The sequence below is a fragment of the Bacteroides sp. GD17 genome (genome assembly GCF_038448625.1).
In the GTDB taxonomy this organism is placed as follows: Bacteria; Bacteroidota; Bacteroidia; order Bacteroidales; family Bacteroidaceae; genus Bacteroides.
Genome location: NZ_JBCEZS010000001.1, coordinates 745875 through 766498, shown reverse-complemented (window position 1 = coordinate 766498; position 20624 = coordinate 745875). Strand labels below are relative to the sequence as shown.

Here is a 20624-nt window from a genome sequence, read left to right as displayed (position 1 = left end):
AGCAATATATGCCGTAGTTTTGTACATGCACAAAAAGAGGAACAGGGCCGACAGTCTCTATCTTAGAAATAAAAACCTATGCGGAATGCATGATAATCGAACTTATAATCCATGCTGGCCGTATGCAAAGTTCCTGAATATTTGCCGCCACTGCCTTTCTTATAATAGGTATAATCATAACTTCCTTTCTGATGATTGAAAGCATAACCTACATAGATATGCTTAGTCACATTTATACCACCACCAATTTCAAAACAGAAAGCCCCCGCCTCTTTGTCAATCCAGTATCCATAACCGGCCCGTCCAATGAAATAGGCAGACATCCCGGCAAACTTGGGAGAAGTGAGATGCAAACCCGTCATCGCTTGTGGCATTATAGTTCCCCCAAAATCATCAGGAGCCACCAATGCTTTCAAAGTCACTACATCCCAAGCCACATTAGGATGGAAATTCATTTGCCAACGCACTCCAAGGTCAACTGTTGTTACCCCGGTACCACCTACACCGGCTTCTACAGCCCACTGATTCTTTTTCAAATCATCATCTTGCGCTTTCACCACCAGGCAACAAAGCAACAAGCTCAATAGCATAAATAACTTTCTCATAATCATAAATATATAAAGATTAAACAAATACTTTCTTCATACTGACATTAATTATATAATGGCTAATAAGCTCGTCGTAAGTTATATCCCTTACCTTGACAAGAAGGACAGACGCCATGTGTATGAGCTTCCCCATCTTTTTTACAGATTGGGCAATATCGATAAGTTTTAGCAGAAGGATCTGATGTATATTGAGGGCCATAATCACATCCTGGATTTTTACCAGTCCCGTGGCAAAGACCACAAGTTTCTTGCTTTAATCCACTTTTTGTAGAAGTTTTATCTATATTTTGAGGCGTATCTGGTATAGACACATCCATTTGACTCGTCCCTATAGCAAATCCCCCATTATTATCATAGCCAATCGCAACACCATTCTCAAAAACAGTATACATTTCTGTATACCCTGTTCCTTTACAGAAACGACAAACACCCGTTTCCATACAGCTATTACAAGGATACCACATATTTGTAAATACCCCTTTTGCACCAAAGCATACCTTACATTGTTTTGTTCCGTGACATATCACACATTTCCGCACAGTCTTCATTCTTCGCGAACCATCAGGATAATCTGTTATTTCACAATAACCACCACCTATCAATTCTTCCCTCCTTACTTTCTTCCCTGTTTGATTATCCGTATTTCTTTGTCTACTCCCCCGGACTCTTCGAGAAGCAGTTCTCACATTAGTTGTATTTATACTGCCTTCAGGAGTATCTAATGTCAAGGTATTCCTACCTTTTATAGTATTCATCAATGCAATATCTTCATTATCAGCTTTAGTTTGCTTCTCCAGTTTATCCAGCACATTTTGCGACCCTTGTATTACTATAGCCACATCTTCCGCTTTGTAATTTTGTATTTTTCCATCTAATTCGTTTAGAATTCTTTTGGCTTCTCTTACAATCTTACGTCTCTCTACCTCTGCATCATCAATTTCTTTCTGACGGTCATTGAATAATCTTTTCATATTCTTTCCCGCATCAGTACAACCATTTCGGATAGCTTTTTCGTACCAAAGCGCTGCCTGCGCAAAATTTCTCTTTACTCCCAACCCATATTCATAACATAGGGCTAAGTTATTCTGTGAAATGGCATGATTCTGTTTGGCCGCCTTTCTATAGCATAATACAGCTAATGAATAATCTTTCTCATTATATGCATTATTTCCCTGCTCGCACAGTGCATCCATTTCTGAGCTTTGTCCAAAAGCTGTACTTATGCCAAAGCTAAACATAATCAGAGCACAGATTATAATACTTTTCATCCTTATCTTCATTTCACAAGCCATATTATGCTACCAATATTTTTCGACAAAAATACAGCAAAGATGTAAAAGTAAGTGTAAAGTAGTGTTGCAGGAATGACACACTTCTATTGCAGATGCTGCGACTCATCCTTTTCCTTGATAAATTGAGACAAGTCAGCGAAGAAATCCCTACCTAAAAGTATGGAAATACGAGCAAGAAGATTGGTATCAATACTTTCTTTCTGAAACAAGCGGTAGACATTGGAACGGTCGCAAGACAATTTGCGGGCAAACCACGAGATGCTGCGCTCTTGCCGTTCCAGTTCCTCCTTTATCAGGATTCCGATAGGTTTCATAGTGAAGAAGAATGTGCCGTAGAAGCTCCCGAAATCCGGCGGTCAGTTTTCATATTAGTCAGGCATAAACGAGAAACGTGGGAGTTTGCGTCACGCTCATCCCACAAGTAGGCTTCTCGCATTGCCCGGAAAAAGGATAAGCAACGCAAACAGCCCACGCCTATATGATATCACCGGACATACCAAAATTGGCATGCCTATAACATACATATAAGGTGAACGTTTCGCTGCGTTTCTCCTTTTTCCATAAATTTTGCGAGAATTTACTTGTAGAAGAATACGTCCGAAAACGTCTTTCAAAATATGTCTGCCTCCCCTATGCCTTCATCAAGGCTACAAATGGGGAGACGCAGCAAAGATAATGTTTTTCTTGCAAAAACCTCTGTGCACAAGCATTATCTATAGATAAAAATCGGCCTTCACCTATAGCCCGTCATTCAGCAGAATACGTTTTTACACCCAGAACATTACTACCCAACGCCTGGATGTTCCTTGCTTAAGAGAAGAAGGGTAGTTTGATCACATGCACAAGATGGCATCTTATGCTGTTCAAGATGGCATCTTGAGCAACACAAGATGCCATCTTGTGCAGTAAAGGTCGTTGAGTTTCAGACGGAAGACAAGAATGTTTCAAATGAAAGGTAAGGAAGTACCAGATGAAGAACGCTATAGGGTGAAACGATGAAAGCGGGATTTTACCCCGCTTTCACCCGCTATCGCCCATCAGCAGGCAGTTACGGAAGACGATGAAGCAGTGAAGCGGCAATTTATCATCAATTTCTCCGACTCCTTTCGGAAGAACGTGTAGATGAATTATTACCGGAAGAGGTACGAGAACTCTTTTTCTCTTTGCTCTCCTTACTTGCCTTGCTACGGCTGGAACTCTTACTATTATTATCTTTAGTTTTTGTGTTCTCTTTCACGCTTTCGCGACGGGTGTTACTGTTGCTACTACGCCGAACGCTGCTATTGTTGCGATTTGTATCGGTAGCAGTATTCCGACGAACCTTAGTGTCCGTAGTACTGTGCCGAACATTACTACTGCTATTGCTACGAACACTGCTGCTATTGCTGTTACTGCGCACAGTGCTGTTACTATTGCTACGTACACTACTGCCGCTACTACTATTACTACGTCTTGTAGTATATACCTCATTCCTTTCTGCCGGACGCTTATTTGAATTCGGGCGGATATTTACCGAACCGAAATCGGAACGGCGGCTGGTGTGGTACGTTTTATTATCACGTATGCGATAGACACCGCTGTAATGAGGATGGTGGTAACGTCCTCGGTAATAGCTCACATTGTTATAGTGCGTACGATAATGCCCTCCGCTATAAGTGCGGTAGTGGTACGGACGCGGGAAATAGAAATGATTGTGATTGGTATAAGTAATGTAAACCCTGAAAGACCAGCGACCGCCACTGACATAAACCGGACGATAGAAGTAAGCTGCCTGCATGAAGCGCCCGTACTGCTGGCTGCTCAGTACCCAGCGAAGGTCGTCATTGCGTACATCCAGATAATCATAGTAACGGTTCAACGCCCACTCTTCACCACGAAGCACATCGTCCATCAGGTAGCGTATGCCGGCAATGAAGTCGTAGTTGATTTCATATACGTCATTGTACTGCTCGGTACTGAGCTTCAGTTCGTAAGCCATCTTGTCCGTGAGGAAAAGGGTTTCTTTACGTACTTTACTGTTACTCATCGCCGCACTGCAAACAGCAGTACTCATCATGGCGGCTATAAATATAAATAATATTCGTTTCATGGTAGCGTTTTTTATAAGTTCATACTCAATGTCTATTTTTCTATGAGACAAAAATAGGGGAATGATTTCCCCCATCTATTTATTTCTCTCTATTCTTGAAGAGGGAAAACCCTATTAATGTTAGGGGTTAGTGCCATAACTTATAACTCATACCCCATCCCTCATCACAATCCCCTCTTCCGTCAGCACCACCAGATGTTTCTTGTACAAGTCTCCCACTGCCTTCTTGAAGGTTTTCTTGCTGACGCCGAAAGTCTCATAGATTTCCTCCGCAGGACTCTTGTCGTTCAGCGACGTACGCCCTCCATTCTCACGGATGTACTCCAGCAGGGTATTCGAGAAATCTTCCACCTTGGCCAGGCCCGGCTTCTGAAGTATCAGATCTATCTTGCCGTCTTCACGAACTTGCTTTACGTAGGCTTTCAATGCCATCCCCGTGTGCAGGGGCTGGAATATCTCACTTTCGTACAGCAGACCGCTGTACTGATTCTCTATGATTGCCTTAAAGCCCAAATCGGTCTTTTGCCAGATAAGTATGTCCACCTCTTGTCCCGGCTCATAAGCAGCCTTTTCTTTGGAAAGATAGCGGTCTACCTTTGCCGAAGCAACAATCCGGTAACTCTCATCGTCCAGATGGGCATGGATGACGTACTTCTTCCCTACCTGCATCTTCATCTTCTGCTCGCGGAAAGGAACAAAAAGATCCTTCATCAGCCCCCAGTTCAGGAAAGCGCCGTATTGATTGACCCATGCCACTTCCAGGCAGGCAAACTGCCCTACTTGCACCAGCGGCGTCAGCGTGGTGGCTACCAGGCGTTCTTCATTATCCAGGTATATAAATACATTCAACTTGTCGCCCACCTTGCAGTCCTGAGGTACATAACGGGACGGGAGCAGGATTTCCCCCTCTTCCCCGCCATCCAGATACAAACCGAAATCCACCTCTTTCACCACTTCCAGCGTGTTGTATTTTCCTAACTCGATACTCATATAAACTTAGTTTTGTGACATTATGTGACAAAGATATAAGTAAAGAATAACTTTTCACTCTAAAAGATAACTTTTTTCTATGAACAACCCATCCCAAAAACGGTTATCTTTGTAGCGTAGTTACTAATCGGAAAGAAACTTATTCACCTTTAAATAATAAAAGATTATGGAATTTCTTACAAATGACAAATTGACCATCGTCGGCGCAGCCGGCATGATCGGCTCCAACATGGCACAAACCGCAATCATGATGAACCTCACTCCGAACATCTGTCTGTACGACCCTTATGCTCCCGGGCTGGAAGGCGTGGCAGAAGAACTGTTCCACTGCGGCTTTGAAGGTTTGAACCTTACGTTCACTTCCGACATCAAGGAAGCACTGACCGGTGCCAAATATGTAGTATCATCAGGTGGCGCCGCCCGCAAAGCCGGCATGACCCGCGAAGATCTGCTGAAAGGCAATGCTGCCATCGCCGAAGAGTTCGGCAAGAACGTGAAGGCTTACTGCCCGGACGTGAAGCACGTCGTTGTCATCTTCAACCCTGCCGACATCACCGGCTTGATCACTTTGTTGTATTCCGGCTTGAAACCTTCTCAGGTAACTACGCTGGCTGCCCTCGACAGCACCCGTCTGCGCAGCGAGCTTTCCAAGCATTTCGGCATCGCTCCCGATAAGATAGAAAACTGCCGTACGTATGGCGGTCACGGCGAACAGATGGCCGTATACGCCTCTACTGCCAAAGTAGATGGCAAACCGTTGCTCGACATCATCGGCACTCCTGCCCTGACCAAAGAACAATGGGCCGAAATCCAGACTAAGGTAACCAAAGGCGGTGCCAACATCATCGCCCTGCGCGGCCGTTCTTCCTTCCAAAGCCCTGCCTACGTCTCCATCGAAATGATAGCTGCCGCCATGGGTGGCAAACCGTTCCGCTGGCCTGCCGGTACGTATGTACACAGCCACGGCTTCGACCACATCATGATGGCCATGGAAACCGAAATCAACAAAGACGGTGTACATTACAAAGAACTGAACGGTACTCCGGAAGAGGAAGCCAAACTGAAAGAAAGCTATGCTCACCTCTGCAAACTGCGCGACGAAGTCATTGAAATGGGCGTACTGCCTGCTATCAAAGACTGGCACAGCATCAACCCGAATATCGACTGATTTTTTTGATATTAAGTGATTCTTAAAAGTAAGGTACTTCTTTCCTCCGCGAAAGAGGTACCTTTTTTAGATATTTTTCCTCAAAAAGCCTTGTGTTATAAAAAAATCTCTTTATCTTTGCACCCGCAAACGAAAAAGGTGTCATAGCTCAGTTGGTAGAGCAAAGGACTGAAAATCCTTGTGTCCCCGGTTCGATTCCTGGTGACACCACTTCCGAGAGATCGGAATGTAGCGCAGTTGGTAGCGCACTACGTTCGGGACGTAGGGGTCGGGCGTTCGAGTCGCCTCATTCCGACATTGTAAGAAAAAGCTGTTGTATTACAACAGCTTTTTTCTTTTTCAGGCAAATGCACGATAAAGTGCGATCCATCATTCATTCACCCTCAAAAAGAAACGCGTTCAACGCATTATCGAGCAAAAAGACGCACTTTCCACACTCATTATCCCAATTTGTTTTATATCTTTGCACCTGATTTTACAAATAGATATTAAACAAAGCTATAGCGTAGCTTTTTGAAACCACAACTAATATAAGATCAACTACAAAGAAACAGTATGAAGAAAAGATGGATTATTATGATGTCCTTGATGGTCATCATCAGTTTGATTGGAGTATTTATGCCGGAGACGGCAGATATTTGGGAACCGGATGAAAAGATGAACACAGCAAATGTAGCATGGATGATTACTGCTACTATTTTCGTGCTGATGATGACGCCGGGACTCTCTTTCTTTTATGGGGGAATGGTAGGGAAAAAGAATGTAATATCCACTATTCTGCAAAGCTTCATTGCGATGGGAATTATCAGCGTCATTTGGGTAGTGTTTGGATTCAGCCTCGCATTTGGCGATGATATAGGCAGCTTTATAGGCAATCCGGCAACCTTCTTCATGTTCAATAATGTAGGGGCCAAAGTGAACGATTTCCTGGCACCTACCATTCCTTTGGCACTCTATGCCTTGTTTCAGATGAAATTTGCCATTATCACTCCGTCATTGATTACGGGGTCGTTTGCCGAGCGTGTACGTTTCTCGGGATATATGGTATTCATGATTCTGTTCTGCATCTTCGTTTATTGCCCGCTGGCACACTGGACGTGGCATCCCGACGGGTTCTTACGCCAACTGGGAGTCATCGACTTTGCAGGAGGTATCGTGGTGCATGCCTCATCGGGCGTGGCAGCCCTTGCAGGAGCACTCTTCCTGGGTAGAAGAAACGGAAAGGTACAGGCACCGGCCAATATACCGTTCGTCATTCTGGGAGCGGCGATGTTATGGCTGGGATGGTTCGGGTTCAATGCCGGTTCTTCACTGGCGGCGGACGGTGTTGCCATAAAGGCGTTTCTGAATACGAATACGGCATCGGCCACTGCTATGCTGGTGTGGATATTCTTCGATTGTCTGCGCGGACGCAAACCGTCGGCCATGGGGGCAGCTATCGGGGCAGTGGTAGGATTGGTGGCCATTACGCCATCGGCAGGCTACGTTACGGTGGGCGAGAGTATCTTTATTGCACTTCTCACAACGATGGTCTGCAACATTGCCGTGCACTGGAAAAACCATACTGCCGTGGACGATGCACTCGACGTATTCCCCACACACGGTGTAGGAGGTATCTTCGGTACAATCATGACGGGAGTGTTTGTAAACGGGCTGATAGCGGGAGATGTCAAGGTTTTCCTGATTCATATATTGGCCGTAGTCATAGTGTGCGCATATACCTTTATCGTGAGTTATGCACTTTATTGGCTGACCAATAAGATGATTCCGATGCGCGTTTCGGCCAAGAGCGAAGAAATCGGATTAGACCTCAGCCAACATGATGAACAATATGGCTTTGCCGATACGGGCGACCGGGAGTTAGCGGAATATCATGGAAAATAAGGGCATGTACAATTTACAATGTACAATTTAGCCGTGCGGCATGATAGCGCAGCCAAATTGTACATTGTAAATCCCATTACTGTTGCAACGTAATCCCCATCAGCCCTATCACCACCTCATTAGAAAGCGTTTCGAGGACAAGATGAGAGAGAGACTTCTTGTTGTCCAAGGGCATTTCCAGCAAAACGGCTGCTCCGCCGTCCACTTCACGGGAAACGCCGGGGAAGCCGAGTTCTTCACCGAAGTTATTGCTCACCTCCCCGGTCTTCAGGCGCAGACGGTAGAGGGAAGGGGCATGACGGTTGAAAGCCTTGCCGTCTTCAAAGAAGATTTGCTCGATAGGCGGCCAGTTATCAGGATTGACCAAAGGTAATGCATCGCAAGAACCATCGGTATAATAAACGCGGATGATGCCGTTATCGATATGGCATTGCATGTGGTTGGTGCTGCCTGCCATAAGCAGATAGGCACGGGAGGCTTTTCCTTTCAATGGGACTTTCAAGCTATCGGGGTAGTTGTCCCAAAGGGAGGTGAAGGCGATGTTACGTCCCTCGGCCGGGGTACGGAATGGGATGCCTAATTTCGTTTTGAGCACGCCGTTGCGGACGGATGAACGAAGACCTGAGTCGTCGATATCGGCTGTTTTAAGGGGATGACACCACTCGCCGATTCCTTGTACGGGTATTTGCAAGGTGGTATAAGGAGAACGGGGGGACAGGTATTCGTTACGGAAGATATCGGTGACATTGGCATTGAAAGCATCGTCCATGGCGATGGGGAGGCATTGATCTGTTACCACATGCTCAAAAGAAGCAGAAGGCTGCTTTGAAGCAGTTTCCGTTTGCGGCTGTTCCAACGGTGCCCACCACCTCATCTGCCCTTGCTCCATGGCTACGAACTTCACCAGGCCTTCTTGCCGGATGCGGGAAGCCGGGAAAGAATCTTCTGCCGAAGGAACAGCGAGCAACTCGCCCTCCCACTCTACACAGACGTTCTGCTCTTCGCCGGGGGAAGCGGGAATGGAGATGGAAAGTACCGGATGCCCGATTGACTGTTCTACCAGCGTCCAGGGAACGGGGTGTCCGTTCACCGTCAGGCGGGCTACTTGCGAACGATGGGCAGGGAACTGCAATTCCAGCGTGTGCACGGCAGGCAGACGATGGGTAAATGTATAAAGCGAACGATCGCGGGAAGAGAGACGTCGCGCAGCGGCGGTGCTTGCAGAAGAAGAAGCACCAACAGAAGAAGCACCGGCAAAAGTAGCATCAGTAGCAGAAGCACCCGAGACAGCAGCACCAGCCTTGAAATCAAAGTCGATATCCGGCGTATGCAGCGAAGCATATTTCCAATCCTCCGGGAAGCCGGGGCGAAGCAGCAGACGACCGTTCAGAGCATCGGGCAGGATGCCGTAGAGACCTTGGATGAGAACGCGGGAAGCTACTCCGATGGGATCGCCGAAGTCGCGGTAACACTCTCCGCGGGCGGCATCGTAGAAGCTGATTTGTCCGAAGTTACCGGGGCTTTCGCCCAAATACATACCATCGAGGATGGAGCTTTTCAGCAGTTTGAAGCCGGCATCGGGACGACCTGCCTGGAAATAGGCAAGGGCGGTGTGCATCACTTCGGCAAAAGCGACGTTGTTGATGCTCCAGGAATAGGGCAACCAGTTGGTGGTAGACACGGTGGCGTAGCCGCCGGCATTGATGGCGGCAGCGGCTTCGGAAGAAGAAGTTCCGACAGAAGCAGAAACATCTTCGGCAGCAGGAGCAGCGGCTTCGGAAGTAGTATCAGCAGAAACCACCACCGGAATATGCGGTATCTCTCTATCCACATAGCGCGTGGCAAGATATGCCTGGAAAGGATCGGCCACATCGCTGTCCAGTGCATGATAAATAGTCCATACGGCAGCGGATTCATGCAACCGCTTATGTCCCATGAAGTCCTGAAACTCCGCCCAATGCCCCTTTTCGGGCAACCAAAGACGGCTGTTGAGTGCCTGCAATATCCGGTCGGCTTCCGCCCGGTAAGGCGCAGGATCTTCGCCAATCTTCTCGGCAATCAGCGCAGCCAGACGGTTGGCACGATAGTTATAGGCGGAGCTGTGAGTGACGGCACCGCTGTTATAATACAGCGCATCGCTCGCCCAGATGCAGGCGTATGCATCGTATAGTCCGTCATTATCGGGATCGAAGTTGCGCTTCTCCCAAGCAAGGTGCAGGGTGAGCAAAGGCCAGAGGCGGCGGGCATAGTCGAGGTCGCCCGTCCAGTTGAAGTGCCAGAGGAGCTCGTCGATGTAGCAGAGGTTCATGTCATAATGATGCATCTGGTCGTTGCGACGGGGATTGCGGCAGATGTAACCGTTGCTGTACTGCGGCGTGCCCCACTCCTTGACGGAACGCGCAAGGGCAAGTGCAGAGTCCTGAGCCGGATGCGGACGGGTACAAGGAACATCGGTCACCTGACTGGCTGCATAGTTATCGAAATGCATACGTGCGCGGTCGTGCCAGCCCAGGGCATCGCCTGTATAGGCGGCACGCCAACCGCTAAGCGGCATGCGCCATCCCACTGCGCCGTGCAGCCACACGCCTTCCGTCCCCCAAATGCCGTCGGCAGCTACGGCAAGCGCACCACCCAGGGTATTGAAATAAGGATCGGGAGTCGTGATGCGGATGCGACCAGCAAGGGCACGGCGAGCGTCTTCATATTCGGCGAACAAGGCCGGGGAATCGACCTGCTTCAACACGTTATTCTTTATACCTATATATATAGATGTACCGGAAGGCAGCCCGCACTCCAACGTCTGCAACACCGTGCCGTCTTCCGCGGGGTCGAAGCAACCGGGAGGGTCGGCCCCCATATCACCGCTGCGCGAAAGCTTCTTCAGGCGGATGGGCGAGTTCACAGCTTCGAGCACACAGCCCGGCGGAAGCCCCTCGGCGGAGAACTGCCAAACGGCCGCTTCTTCCGTGGGACTGGCAAGGACGGAAATCTTCAAGAGTACCTCCGTTCCCCAGGCTGCATCTCGCAACAAGTAGCTGCGCCGTCCGGGTGTATAGCGTGCCTCGCACCAGGTGGTGGCTTCGAGCGGCGTGACTGTACCGTCGGGCCGGCGAAGGCGGAAACGGATGTTCCGGCTGTCGTTCTTCACATAAGTGGCAAAGATGGGTCGGTCGCTGGTTTCGAGCCTCCATGCCGTGGGACTGCCGTAGAGGGCACGGGTGTATCGGTTCTGGCCGTTGATGCAGACGAAATCCTCGCCGTCGGGCAGATATTGCAACCTGCGCGGGGCACCACGTTTATGGTCGTTATAGGAAGTAGATTCAATCAAATCGCCCGCCTTCTTCTGTGTTTTCGAGGAAGTGGCGTATTGTGCCCAAGTCGCCGCAGGGCAGCAGAGCAAGGAGAGCAGCAGCAGAAAGGTCAGTCTTGACATAAGGTCGAAGTATAAGATACAATAATAGTTTACAAACACGGATGCAGAGCATCCGCCCCAACAACACGCAGAGCATCCGCCTATGGCATCGGCTTCAGCCCCTCCCAACGTACATCCCAAGTGCCGTCCTTCGGGAAACCAGGATTCACAGCATCGCAACCGTCCCAACCGGCACACATCATGGCAATGGCCGTCAGCAATCCGCCGTTGCCGGGCAGGTAGATGCGGAGGCGTCCGTCCTGGTAGTTGTGGCCGTTCAGCAGATAGGTGTTGGTACGCTTATCCATCAGCAGGGCGCCTACGGCCTTCTCCGGTTCTCCCAGGCGAGCGGCGTTCATGGCGGTCATGGGGTAATCCCAGCCCCAGGTCTTGCCCCAGTTCCAGTTGTCCCAAATCCAGTGCAGGGTATTCTTCATATAGTCGGCACGGATGAGCTTATTCATCGGCAAGATGCCCACGGAACCAAGCACGGCCATGTGGTCGCTGGTGAAACGGATGTCCCGGTAAGTATCTACGGCATCTTCCGAAGCCAGATAAAGGCTGTCTTCGTTGTAGGCCAGCGGAGAGAGTTTGTCTATCATTTCGTCCCATTCCAGGTTGCGCTTCTCGCCGGCACGCTCGCGCCACTTCTGGGCGGTCTGCATGGCAAAGTGCCAGTAAGAGAGTTCGAAGGGCGGGTTGATGGTGGTGGCAGCACGCAGCGTTTCTTGTGCGGGGATGGCGCCTTTCAGGATGAAGCGGCCGTGCAGCTCGTCGTAAGTGGCAAAGGAGTACATAAACTTGGCCGTCTCCTGCACCAGGTGGTTGTATTTCCGGATGACTTCATCCGACGGATTGGCACGGTAAACGAGTTCTGCCAGATAGATGAAGTGCGGTTGCTGCCAGATGAGGAAACTGCCTACGTTGGAAGGTGCTTCCACACCGCTAGGATCGGTCATCTTCATCCAGCGTACACCGTCGAAGCCTTGGCGGCGGGCTATTTCGCGGGCCGTGGGTTCCACGGTTTCGTACCAGCCCAGCGTGCGGTCCAGCAGATTTTCGTGTCCCCAAAGAGCTTGCCAGGACTGATGCCACCAGATCATTTCGAGGTGGAACTTGCCGAACCAGGAGTTATACGTCAGCCCCGTTTCCTGCGGAGGCGTGCTGCCGGCGGACTGGATGGCAAGGAGGTATTGGCTCAGTACGACGCGACGTTCCAACTCCGGGGCACGCGGGTCGGTGCAATGAGAGAAGTCGACGGCGGCACCGTTCTTCCAGAAGTCGGTCCAGTAAGCAGCACTGGCGTCGGCGGTCTCGGCATACAAAGGCAACGGTTTGTCACCGGTATAAATAGCCGGTTTACTCTCGGCCACACTTCCCTCGAAGTCCGGGGTGAAGCGGCAAGACAGAGTCAGCACATCCTCCTCGGGAGTCAGCACGAGGTAGTTCTTCGACTTCTCCGCCAGGGCGGCTTTACCTTCCCAACGAAGCGTAACGTAGTAGACGGTTTCGTCCAGCGTGCGCTTCAGCAGAGCACTTTGGGCATCCTGGCGGACGATCTCTGTAGTGTGCCGGTCGTTGGCATCCCAGTTGCAGGCATCATCGGCATGCGCACCTGTAGGATAAGGGAAGCGAAGATTTATGCCTGCATGTGCGGGGCTGGTGACGCTGGTGGAAATCATATCGAGCGACGGATGACAGACGGTCTGCACATCAAACGCCTGTCCATTCAGGCTGAAGTGACTGGTGATTTGTCCTTTCATCAAGTCGAGGGTCTGACGGATGTCGGTGATATCGGCAGCTTTCACGCCTTCGCCCAGTTCCAGTCCGATGATGCCCAGGTGCAGGCGGTGCGGGTTCGTGCGGAACCAGTTGGCAGCCTCTTTCTGGCGGCCGTCTTCCTTGAACTGGCAGGCATAGAGTTCCTTGTGTCCGCGTCCGAAGTCGTACTCTTTCAGATATTCTTCGGGTTTATAATGGTTGGGGTTGCCGAAGCTATGCCATCCCCACTGGCTCTGCGTGCCCAGGGGCACACCTTTGGAATACATTTCGGGAAAGGTCTGAAGGCCGGTAGCATCTACCGTAAAGGCAAACTCGCCATTGCCCACGGAGAGGGATGCCAGCGAATCGAAGGCGGAGACTTGGGGATTGTTGCGTGTCAACAGCGCCTCGCGGTCTATCGTCGGGGCTTGTTTCTCCGAACCACAAGCCGCCAAAGCGACGGCAAGCAAAGAATAAAACAGTTTGTTCATGGTATCTATAATATATTTGATTAAGATTCATCGTTGTGTTCGGGCACAAAGATAGCGTTTCGTTGCAAACCGCAGTCTGTTTGGTTTGGCGGAAATGATAAGAGAAATGATAATTTAGGGGCGTGTGATAACAAGTGTATCTCAAACTCCTCCGCCTGAAAGGGGAGGTGCCCGCTTGCGGGCGGAGGGGTCTTACATAAATAGAAAGTAACTGTGTGCAAGTCCCATCGGATGTAAAACCCCTCCGCCCTACGGGCACCTCCCCTTTCAGGCGGAGGAATTTAAGATACGCTGGTAAATTTCCATTTAACGAACTAAACTATTCAGATAGATCTCAATATTAGTATACCTTTTATCCAAAGTATAGGCACTTGCATCCCCGCCATCCAGCGGATTCAGTCCGTGACGGCGTTCCCATGCATCGGGCATGCCATCGCCATCACTATCCTTGGGAGCCTTCTTTGCTTTCAAAACAGGCCATCCGCCTACATCTTCCTGTGAATTGATGATACCGTTCTTTCCGGAAGTGCCTATCCCCTTCTTCACTTGGCGCAATACTTCGCGGTCGTAAGCATCTGGCGAGAAGCTGCAACCTACAGACTTCAACACCCGCCGATAGGCTACTTCAGGCGTGTCTTCCGCAATCGGTTCGTAAGGAAACGGAGCATCTACCAGGCAGGAGGTACATGCCTCGCCCGGCGTAGGCACAGCCTCGGGAGAAATGCCGGAATCGGCACCGGCACTCTTCCTGCCGGGCACATAGCACTTGCCGGCACAGTCTTTCACAGCGTTGCGGTTATCGCGCGTCACGGCATCATCGCCTTCCATCATATTGCCCGCCACATAATAGCGTCCCGTGCCATCCTCCGCCACATCGAGCAGGCGGTGATGCTCGGAGGCAGGACCGGGCTTATAATAATTGTTCACCATATTGATCTCACCGTGATGCCCGCCGCCGTAAGCCGTCTTGAAGCCCCAGTTGTAGACTACATTGTTACGGTAGTCCACCCACTTCGTTCCATCCACGGACGAGAAACGAGGGTTGCGGCTGGCATGATTCGCCAGCAGGTTGTGATGGAACGTCGCCTTATACCCGCCCCAAATGCCGCCGAAGCCGTGGCTGCCTTTGGTATGTACGGAGGTATTCAGGCTATGGGCAACCAGGCACCACTGCACGGTCAGATTTTCCGTCTTGTAGATAGAGAGGCACTCGTCGATACTCCAACTGACGGAAAGGTGGTCGAGGATGACATTCTTCTGACCGTAGCGTCCGCCGCCCAGTCCGTCGCTGTCCAGGTGATGACGGTCGCCCACCCGCACACGCAGGTAGCGGACGATGACATTGCTGGCATTCACCACCAGCGGATAATCCTTCAGGCAGATGCCGTCGCCCGGAGCCGACTGCCCGGCAATGGTGATGCTGTCGTTGTTGATGCGAAGCGGGGATTTCAGTTCGATAGTCCCGTCTACGGCAAAGACTACGATGCGGGGGCCAGTTTGCTCCACGGCATTGCGAAAGCTGCCTTCGCCGCTATCGTTCAGGTTGGTGACGGTCAGTACGCGCCCGCCGCGTCCACCGGTTGTATACTTGCCATATCCCTCGGCACCGGGAAAGGCGATTTGTTGCGCTTGCGTGTAAGTAGCCGCTAAGAGCAAGCAGGCGGCAAAAAAGAAGTTCTTCATAATGTATTAATGTATAAGTAATGCGAATCAGCAGTTAAATGATAATTTAGCGGCGTGTGATAACAAGTGTATCTCAAACTCCTCCGCCTGAAAGGGGAGGTGCCCGCTTGCGGGCGGAGGGGTCTTACATAAATAGAAAGTAACTGTGTGCAAGTCCCTTCGGATGTGAAACCCCTCCGCCCTACGGGCACCTCCCCTTTCAGGCGGAGGAATTTGAGATACTCCGTAAATTCCCATTTATAAAAGTGTCATGAACTACTGATTCACATAAGTAACTGTTCCTAATTAATCAGCATTATCCGCCATTCAGCGGAAGTCAAACATCAGCCCCAGCTTCAGCCCTTCGTCCCCTTTCTTAATGCGGATAATGCCCGGCTGGCTCTGTGGCCCGTGCTGACTGATCGGTTTAAAAGAACGGATCGCAGGAATATCCAGCAAGAAAGAGATATCACCGGCAGGAAAATCGGGCATCGTATGAATGCCATCCTGGCGCCCGCGAGGCTCTTCAGGAGTGAACACGCGCAAGAAAACCCCGTCCGTAGCAGCATAAACGGTAAAAGGAGCCTGCCTGCTTTGGATTGTCGCCCAATAAAGGTTGGCATGATAGCCCTTGAATTCGGGATAAACCAGTTTGCCCGTACTCTCTCCGGTGATGGTATTATTATAGTCTTTCTGCCAGATGCCATAGTTCGTACCCGGAATACGGTTCTTCCATACACGATAAGGGCCACGTCCCATCCAGCGCATGCCCGTACATTCATCCTCCGGATAAGAGAATGTAAAGCCGAAGTTAAGCACAGCCTCATCCGTGAAAGCGTCATCAAAGCCTCCGCCCCCCGAGGCACGGTTCAACAGCACAGCATCCATTTTCAGCAATCCGTTCGGAGCCAGGCGCCATACAATGGAATCGGCACCACCGCGATAGCGGGCGCACAGCACAGCATCTCCTGCCTGCTCCATACGCGCGGAAAGAGATACCAGCTCCATCTTCATGCCTACAGGCAGAGGGCCGTCTTTCAGCGGAATCACCCGATTATCCTTCTTCCGCAAGACAGAAAAGATCGTAGCATCGCTACGGCGAAAAAAGACGGCAAGAGAATCGGAATGCAATGTAATCAATGAATCAGCCTCTTCCACACGGCAACCGCCTTTCACTGCGTTCCGGCTGTTTTCCATATCCATCCCGATTTGTACCAGCGAGAAATACCTCTCCACTGTCTGTATAGGAAACGTACGGGTACAAACACTCCGCCCATTCGCGTCGAAAGCCTCCAGTTCCAAGATGCTTCCTATCGAGAAGAGTTTATGCTTTCTATATTCTTTCAATGAAGGAATACTTGCATACCCCGTCTCTCCCGGTGACAAGGAAGGCAGTTTCACCTCCCCACTATCCACGGCAAACGCGTTTCCTTTCTCCCGCGGTGACGTGCAAAGGAGCACACGATAACGCATGGAGCATTCCTCCAAATTGGTAAACAGATAATGATTGGTTACTAAAAAGCGCCCCCGGAAAGAAGGAGTTATCATAAAAGGCTCCACCTTTATCGGCGACCAGATTTCGCGGACAGAATAGAAACTGCCTTCTTTCTCCCGATAAGGGCCGACAATACCGTCGGGAGCATTGTAATCTTCACTGTCCAGCACCCCGTTACGGTCTGCCCGGCGTACCGCCTCATCGCTGTATGCCCACATAAAGCCACCGGCAAACAGAGGATGTGCCGAATAGCGCGCCCAGAAGTCTTCAAGTCCCGCACCATGTCCCTGGTCGTACTGACCGTGCATGAATTCGGTCGGCATAAAGACCTTATACCCGTTGGTAAAACGCCCCACACCGGTCAGGTAGGCAGGATAGTGATGCGTATCCAGCTCGTCGAAATCAGCCCACGGATGAATGACGTGGCGCTGCTGGGGGTCGTATTTGCGGAACAGTTTGTCGACAGCCGTATTCCAGCCTCCTTCGTTGCCATTGCTCCACAGCACGATGCAAGGGTGGTTCACATCCCGCATAATCATTTCCCGCACAAGCTTTGTACCCGTCGGGGTATCATAGGCATTCTGCCATCCGGCAAGCTCATCGATATAGAGCAACCCCAAAGAGTCGCAAGCATCCAGAAAATGTTCATCCGGCGGATAGTGCGAACGTACGGCATTCATATTCATTTCCTTGATGAGCCGGACGTCTTGCAGGCTGATTTCCTTGTTGGTAGTCCGCCCGCCGTCCGGATGGAAAGAGTGGCGGTTGATACCTTTCATCACCAGTTTGGTACCATTCAGATAGATACCGTCACGCCGACGGAATTCAATGGTACGGAAGCCCACACGGGTAGTTGCCTGATGCGCAAGCTTCCCTTCTTCACTCAGCAAAGAAACAACAAGGTTATAGAGCCGGGGAGTCTCCGGAGTCCAAGTGCTGATGTCGTCCCAAAGATGCACAAATATGCTGTCATTATTAACAGGCCATGTACAGATACGCGGAGTCTCCTCCAAGCCATCAATGCGCTCTAAAGTCGCCACCAGTTTCTCCTTGCCGCTTACTCCTTTCAGATTTGTATGGAGTTGTATCGTACCGTCCGCCCGTGCATCCACGGCCATATATTCTATACGCATCTCCGGTTTTGCTTCCAGCCATACGGGGCGATAGATACCTCCGAACAACCACCAATCCGCCTTGCGCTCTGCTGCGTTCACCGATTTATTGTCGGAATGTTTCTTTACCCGTACTTCTATCCGGTTATTGCTTCCGTACTTCAGCAGTGAAGTCACATCGTAAGAAAAGCGGTAGAAGCCTCCGCGGTGTGTTTCGCCGGCAGACAGGCCGTTTACCAATACATCCGTGTCCGTCATTACTCCATCGAACCACAGCCGCACGTTTTTCCCTTTCCAGGCAGCGGGCACTTTAAAGTTACGGCGATAAACGCCTTCCTCCATACTGGGGTTCTTCACCCCTTTCTTTTTGTACCAGCGCCCGTAAGTATATTCACCAAATCCTTGCAACTCCCATTGCGACGGCACCTCAATTTTACTCCACTTACCGCTGTTGCGACCTTCGGAACAACGGAACTGCCAGGTCACGGTATTGCCCAGTCCTGTACCGGAAAGGTACTGGCGCTCGGTTTGCTGGGCATGCAAAACAGAACTGGAAGCCCATAGGACAAATATTAAAAAAGACCGGATATGCTTCATACGATTTCTGATTTAATAAGAAGGCGGCCACCTTCTCCAAGCAACCGCCTCCTTCTTCACTAATCTAAAACTCAACCATTATTAATAACACGGATGCTGCTGACCGGCAAGCCCCGGATTCACTTCTATTATAGAAGTTGTATTGAACGGAATAATCTCCACCATGTTCTTCTGCAAGCCATAAAACATCTCTTCAATCCAAGTATTCTTATCAGCAAGTCCCTCTACCTTATCTACCGAAAGGCCGCCTTTCTGCTTCACGGAGTGACAACCGAACATATTCAATACAACATATTTAGCTTCCGACACATCTGTTCCTGCCGGTACAGATTCCTTAGTAAAGTAAACCTTATCGCTGCCTTTAGCTTCGTAGAATATTCTATCCAGATGACCTTCACCAGAAGCATTCAACCTATTCAGCACAGAGTCTTCTTTCAAAGTAAGGTTCAGAGATTTGATATCCTCTTTGCTCATTGAAATGTAAGGAACAGATATATATTCGTTCGGCAAACCGGCTGTAACCTTCTTATATGCCCGATATACATCTACATCAGCATATTTTCCTTCTCGTCTTGCCAACTGATACAGTTTCTCCTTTTCAGCAGTCAGGTGCTCGTACAGAATACCCCAACGAGTTAAATCCGTCTTGCGGAGCGACTCATTAGAAAGTTCCAACTTACGCTCCAGAATAATGGCATCTCTAAACTCCTGATAAGCAGTGGGGATAGTACCAATCTTGCTCTCATCCTTCTTGAAAGCACGCAGACGCACTTTCTTCAAAGCATTGACAGCCTCCGGCGTAGGGCCGTTATTCAGTTCATTCAAAGCCTCGGCATACATCAGCAACACGTCAGAGTAGCGCAAAAGCGGGAAGTTGATGTCACGCTTGCTGTCTGAGGTACCTCTGTCTTTCTTCCAGTCAATGCGGAATTTGCCTATACAAGCACCAAGATAAGTGCTCATACGCAATGTGTCGGGAGCAACAATACCATAATTGCACACAGATACATCCCGGCGTTGGTCACCTTCTTCGTAGTCGAAATAGAGAGTCGGCATAACCACCATCTGGGCACCACCCTTACCGAATATGGCAGAAGTACCACTGGTGGGAATACCATTTGTGTAACCCGTACGGACGTCTTCGCCATTAGGACCATACCAACCGAACTCCAGCATGCTTTCATCATTGTATTGCTTCAGAGCAAGGTCACGGAACACCTGATCGTAATCATCCAGTAAGCGGTTCTCGCCTTTATCGATAACTGCCTTACAAGCATTCGCCGCAATCTGCAACAGTTCTTTCACGCGGGCTGCGTCCTCACGCTTGGCTATTTTCACCGTGTTCTTATCATAAGGAACTGTATTCAAGTCCCAACGCAAAGAATAGCCGGCAGCATATAAAGCCACGCGGGCCAAAATACCATACGCAGAATTTTTAGTAAAGCGTTCGCCCGTGGCAACCATCCCTTCACTCTTCCAGGGAAGCAACTCTACAGCACGTTGCAGGTCTCTCACACAGTGGTCCCAAATGGTATCGCGGCTCACGCGTGAAGAAGAGAAAGTCGTCAAATCAGTGGTCGGAACATCTGCATAAGGAACATCACCATAGAAACGTACTATATTCCAATAAGCATAAGCACGGACAGCCAATGCTTCTCCCAGCAGCGCATCAAGTTTCTTCTTGTCTGCCTCGGAAGAAGCACTCATATTAGGTATATTCTTGATACATACATTCTCATATTCAATAGCCTTATACATATTGGTGTAAGTCTTGCTCACCAAACCGGTCACATTCGTGTAATCGTAATTAGACATATAGTACTTTGAATTGGCCTCGGTAGAACTCGATTCATCCGTACCCATCAGCAATTGATAATTCAGTTCCTGAGTATGGAGATAGGAATAAGCACCGACAACCGCCATTTCGGCTCTACTGACGGTTTCGAATACGGAAGAACTGTCCGCCTTGGATTCAGAAGGCATGTCCAGCCAATCCTGGCAAGAGGTGAAAGCTAATAATGCAGCTACGCCTAAAATATTAAATATCTTTTTCATATTAATTC

General features: G+C 49.7%; 12 protein-coding genes and 2 tRNA genes. 4 read left to right on the top strand and 10 right to left on the bottom strand.

The window, feature by feature from the left end; all coding sequences use genetic code 11:
• Positions 1–62: 62 nt before the first annotated feature.
• From AAE250_RS02635 to AAE250_RS02615, 5 genes are all read right to left on the bottom strand, one after another.
• A complete protein-coding gene (locus AAE250_RS02635; RefSeq protein ID WP_294601510.1) occupies positions 63–605 on the bottom strand; it encodes a hypothetical protein in 543 nt (180 codons plus the stop codon).
• 62 nt (positions 606–667) lie between these two features.
• Positions 668–1876, bottom strand: coding sequence for a hypothetical protein (locus AAE250_RS02630; protein WP_294601509.1), 1209 nt, complete (start codon positions 1874–1876; stop codon positions 668–670).
• A gap of 107 nt (positions 1877–1983) precedes the next feature.
• Positions 1984–2214: an XRE family transcriptional regulator gene (locus AAE250_RS02625; RefSeq protein WP_294601508.1), complete on the bottom strand. Its 231-nt coding sequence runs from the start codon at positions 2212–2214 to the stop codon at positions 1984–1986.
• A gap of 773 nt (positions 2215–2987) precedes the next feature.
• A complete protein-coding gene (locus tag AAE250_RS02620) occupies positions 2988–3989 on the bottom strand; it encodes a hypothetical protein (RefSeq protein ID WP_294601507.1) in 1002 nt (333 codons plus the stop codon).
• Between the two features lie 147 nt (positions 3990–4136).
• Complete coding sequence (locus tag AAE250_RS02615; protein WP_294601506.1) at positions 4137–4979, bottom strand: CvfB family protein; 843 nt, start codon at positions 4977–4979, stop codon at positions 4137–4139.
• A 166-nt stretch (positions 4980–5145) separates the two neighbouring features.
• Here AAE250_RS02615 and AAE250_RS02610 point away from each other — a divergent pair, with 166 nt between their 5' ends.
• The 4 genes from AAE250_RS02610 to AAE250_RS02595 all read left to right on the top strand — a co-directional run bounded on the left by AAE250_RS02610 (position 5146) and on the right by AAE250_RS02595 (position 8031).
• Positions 5146–6147, top strand: a complete 1002-nt coding sequence (locus AAE250_RS02610) for a malate dehydrogenase (protein ID WP_294601505.1) — start codon at positions 5146–5148, stop codon at positions 6145–6147.
• 137 nt (positions 6148–6284) lie between these two features.
• Positions 6285–6357 (top strand) — tRNA-Phe (locus AAE250_RS02605).
• 12 nt (positions 6358–6369) lie between these two features.
• Positions 6370–6442: transfer RNA gene (locus tag AAE250_RS02600), tRNA-Pro, on the top strand.
• A 260-nt stretch (positions 6443–6702) separates the two neighbouring features.
• Positions 6703–8031 (top strand): ammonium transporter, encoded by a 1329-nt coding sequence (locus AAE250_RS02595; protein WP_294601504.1) that lies wholly within the window; start codon positions 6703–6705, stop codon positions 8029–8031.
• A 76-nt stretch (positions 8032–8107) separates the two neighbouring features.
• Here the strand turns inward: AAE250_RS02595 and AAE250_RS02590 are convergent, their stop codons facing one another.
• From AAE250_RS02590 to AAE250_RS02570, 5 genes are all read right to left on the bottom strand, one after another.
• On the bottom strand, positions 8108–11464 hold the full coding sequence (locus tag AAE250_RS02590; RefSeq protein ID WP_294601503.1) for a DUF4450 domain-containing protein: 3357 nt from the start codon (positions 11462–11464) through the stop codon (positions 8108–8110).
• An 80-nt stretch (positions 11465–11544) separates the two neighbouring features.
• Positions 11545–13695, bottom strand: a complete 2151-nt coding sequence (locus AAE250_RS02585; protein WP_294601502.1) for a hypothetical protein — start codon at positions 13693–13695, stop codon at positions 11545–11547.
• A gap of 306 nt (positions 13696–14001) precedes the next feature.
• The gene (locus AAE250_RS02580; protein ID WP_294601501.1) at positions 14002–15378 is read right to left on the bottom strand and encodes a pectate lyase; all 1377 of its coding nucleotides are present in this window, start codon (positions 15376–15378) and stop codon (positions 14002–14004) included.
• 306 nt (positions 15379–15684) lie between these two features.
• Complete coding sequence (locus AAE250_RS02575) at positions 15685–18561, bottom strand: glycoside hydrolase family 2 protein (RefSeq protein ID WP_294596574.1); 2877 nt, start codon at positions 18559–18561, stop codon at positions 15685–15687.
• An 81-nt stretch (positions 18562–18642) separates the two neighbouring features.
• On the bottom strand, positions 18643–20616 hold the full coding sequence (locus tag AAE250_RS02570; protein WP_294596577.1) for a RagB/SusD family nutrient uptake outer membrane protein: 1974 nt from the start codon (positions 20614–20616) through the stop codon (positions 18643–18645).
• Positions 20617–20624 lie beyond the last annotated feature (8 nt).